This is a genomic window from Streptomyces sp. NRRL B-24085 (assembly GCF_001282115.1).
GTDB lineage: Bacteria > Actinomycetota > Actinomycetes > Streptomycetales > Streptomycetaceae > Streptomyces.
On record NZ_LJBR01000550.1, the window covers coordinates 1 to 2,703 of the forward strand.

Below are 2,703 nucleotides of genomic sequence, written 5' to 3' on the forward strand. Positions count from 1 at the left end.
GAAGCAGGCGTAACCGGGGTCCCGGTCCGCCTTGAAGAGGATCTGCTGCTCCGACCCGGTTGCCGAGGGCGGGTGTTGGGCGTGGGCGGGGCCCGGCAGGGTGAGGAGGGCGAGGAGGGCGCCGGTGGCGGGGACGGCGGTCAGGGGGGATCTCAGACGTGCGCGGCTCGACGGCACGGGCACCCTTTCAGTTTCCGTACATCCGGAAATGCGACATTCCGGTCACGGACCGTAGTTGTGCGCCCCGCGCCCCACAAGAACCCCGCCCGTGTCCGTCACGGATGGAGTACGACCTTCCCCAGGTTGCGCCGCCCCTCGATCACCTCGTGCGCCTTCGCCGCGTCCTCCAGGGCGAACTCCCCGTGCACGGCGGTCCGAAGGGCGCCGTCCAGGAACAGCCGCCACAGCTCCCGCCGCCACCGTTCGTACAACTCCGGCCGCTCACGGGCGATCCGCGCCATCTGGAAGCCCGTCACGGTCTTGGCGCCGACGAGGAGGTCGTACGCCTGGATCGTCCCGCCGCCCGAGCTGTACGCCACCAGCCGCCCGCCCGGGACCAGGGCGGCGAGCGCCGGGGTGAGCAGCTCGCCGCCGACCGCGTCGAGGACGTAGTTGACGGGATCTCCCCAACTGCCGTCCCCGTAGAGGGTGGTGGCGTCGGCGCCGAGCGAGCGCACGAAGTCCGCCTTCGCCGGATCGGAGACCGCGCCCACCACCCGGGAGGCGCCACGGATTCGTGCGAGCTGCACGGCGAGGTGGCCGACCCCGCTCGCCGCCGCCGTGATCAGCGCCGTCTCTCCCGGCTCGGGGTGGGCCGCCTCCAGGGCGCCCAGCGCGACCAGCCCGCTGCGGACCAGGGCGACCGCGTCGACCGGAGAGGCGCCGTCGGGAATCGGCGAGGCCATGGCCGCGTGGAGCAGTGCGAAGTCGGCGTAACCGTGGCCGAAGCACAGCCCCGTGACCCGCTCGCCGGGACGGAAGCGGGTGACCCCCGCGCCCACGGACACCACCTCGCCGGCGAGTTCGCCGCCGAGCGGGACCGGCTCCGCCGCCTCGGTCACCTTGCGCACCACGGGGAGCGTGACCCCGACCGCCTCGCAGCGCACGAGGAGTTCGCCCGGGCCCGGCTCGGGGACCGGCGCCTCCTCCAGGAACAGCGGGCCGCCCGTGGACCCGTACCGGACGCGACGCATCGACCGACCTCCCGTGGATTCATTGGAGTTCCCAACGATAGTCGCCCGATCGTTGGGAAGTCCAATGAACAGTGGCTAGGCTGGCCGCATGGCCGAAGCACCCCTCCCCGCGATCCGCTCCCTCCCCAGCTGGCTCCTCGGCCGTGCCGCCGCCCGCGGACGGGCCCTGGTGGCCGAGGCGCTGGCCACCGAAGGCATGAAGATGTGGCACCACGTGGTGCTCTCCGCCGTCCGTGACCTCGCCCCCGTCGCCCAGGCCGACCTGGGCCGCGCGGTGCGACTCGACCCCAAGGACCTGGTCGGCATCCTCAACGACCTCCAGTCCGCCGCACTCGTCCTGCGCGCACCGGACCCCGTGGACCGCCGCAAGAACGCGGTGTCCCTGACGGACGAGGGGGCGCGGCTGCTGGAACGCTGCGAGAACATCGCCCGCCGGGCCAACGACGAACTGCTCGCCCCCCTCTCCGCGGCCGAACGCGCGCAGTTCATGGACCTGTTGATCCGGATCTCCGGCACGGAGGGCTGACGGCGGTTAACGTTCCGTCATGACCGGACCCCTCGCGCTCGATCCCGCACGCAGCGCCCTCGTACTCGTCGATCTGATGGACCGGATCGTCGCGCTGCCCCTGGAACCCCGCAAAGGCACCGAAGTCCTCACCACCGCCGAGGAATTGGCGAACACCTTCCGCGAGGCCGGAGCGCCGGTGGTACTGGTGCGCGTCGAACGGCCCGGCGTCGCCGACCAGCCGCCCGGCAGCGGGCTGGCGTCCGGGCTCGCCGGCCGCGGCGACATCGAGATCGTGAAGCGGACCATCGGCGCCTTCCAGGGCACGGAACTGGACGCGCGCCTGCGCCGACTCGGCGTCACCACACTGGCGTTCGGCGGGATCGCCACCAACCTCGGCGTCGAGTCCACCGCCCGCGCCGCCCTCGACCTCGGCTACGACCTCGTCTTCGTGGAGGACGCCATGGCCGCGTTCACCGCCGCCGAGCACGAGGCCTCGACCCGGCTCGACTTCCCGCGTCTGGGCACGGTGGTGACGGCGGATCAGGTGCGCTTCGTGGCGGGGTGACCGGCCCGGACCCGGGCCCGGGCGGTCACCCCGCCGCCGGGGGCGTCGCCCGGTGGTCCCGGCCCGCGACAGTGACCGGCGATGCCGGGCCGAGCCGCGAACCGCAGGTCACCGCCCGGCGAAGCCCTCGTCGAGCGGCCGAGGCGGCGGGACGTCGATCCGGTCAGCCCTGGGTAGCCGTCGCCTCCAGCGCGAGCCGGTGTTCCCCCGCGTACACGTTCATGGAGGGGCCGCGGAGGAAGCCGATGAGGGTGAGGCCGGTTTCGGTGGCGAGGTCGACGGCGAGGGAGGAGGGGGCGGAGACGGCGGCGAGGACGGGGATGCCGGCCATCACGGCTTTTTGGGCGAGTTCGAAGGAGGCGCGGCCGGAGACGAGGAGGATGGTGCGGCTGAGGGGGAGGTTGCCGTGTTGGAGGGCGCGGCCGATGAGTTTGTCG

The 2,703-nt window shown here is 73.0% G+C and carries 5 protein-coding genes; 2 read left to right on the top strand and 3 right to left on the bottom strand.

All coding sequences use genetic code 11. The annotated features are described in order from the left end of the window. Positions 1–183: hypothetical protein (locus AOJ26_RS39145; RefSeq protein ID WP_159044506.1), on the bottom strand; the 183-nt coding region annotated here is incomplete at its 3' end. A gap of 92 nt (positions 184–275) precedes the next feature. Continuing rightward, a complete protein-coding gene (locus AOJ26_RS39150; RefSeq protein ID WP_053853103.1) occupies positions 276–1,193 on the bottom strand; it encodes a quinone oxidoreductase family protein in 918 nt (305 codons plus the stop codon). 88 nt (positions 1,194–1,281) lie between these two features. Here AOJ26_RS39150 and AOJ26_RS39155 point away from each other — a divergent pair, with 88 nt between their 5' ends. Together AOJ26_RS39155 and AOJ26_RS39160 are read left to right on the top strand one after the other, a co-directional pair. Continuing rightward, entirely contained in the window at positions 1,282–1,719 is a 438-nt protein-coding gene (locus AOJ26_RS39155) for a MarR family winged helix-turn-helix transcriptional regulator (RefSeq protein ID WP_053853104.1), read from the top strand. A 19-nt stretch (positions 1,720–1,738) separates the two neighbouring features. Then, positions 1,739–2,266 (top strand): isochorismatase family protein, encoded by a 528-nt coding sequence (locus tag AOJ26_RS39160; RefSeq protein WP_053853105.1) that lies wholly within the window; start codon positions 1,739–1,741, stop codon positions 2,264–2,266. A 163-nt stretch (positions 2,267–2,429) separates the two neighbouring features. Here the strand turns inward: AOJ26_RS39160 and AOJ26_RS39165 are convergent. Next, positions 2,430–2,703 (bottom strand): formate dehydrogenase accessory sulfurtransferase FdhD (locus tag AOJ26_RS39165; protein WP_199828922.1); only part of this gene is annotated, 274 nt, incomplete at its 5' end.

Bases quoted from the DNA above. Each gene is read 5' to 3' on its own strand.
- AOJ26_RS39150 (WP_053853103.1), bottom strand. From the start codon at position 1,193: ATGCGTCGCGTCCGGTACGGGTCCACGGGCGGCCCGCTGTTCCTGGAG.
- AOJ26_RS39155 (WP_053853104.1), top strand. From the start codon at position 1,282: ATGGCCGAAGCACCCCTCCCCGCGATCCGCTCCCTCCCCAGCTGGCTC.
- AOJ26_RS39160 (WP_053853105.1), top strand. From the start codon at position 1,739: ATGACCGGACCCCTCGCGCTCGATCCCGCACGCAGCGCCCTCGTACTC.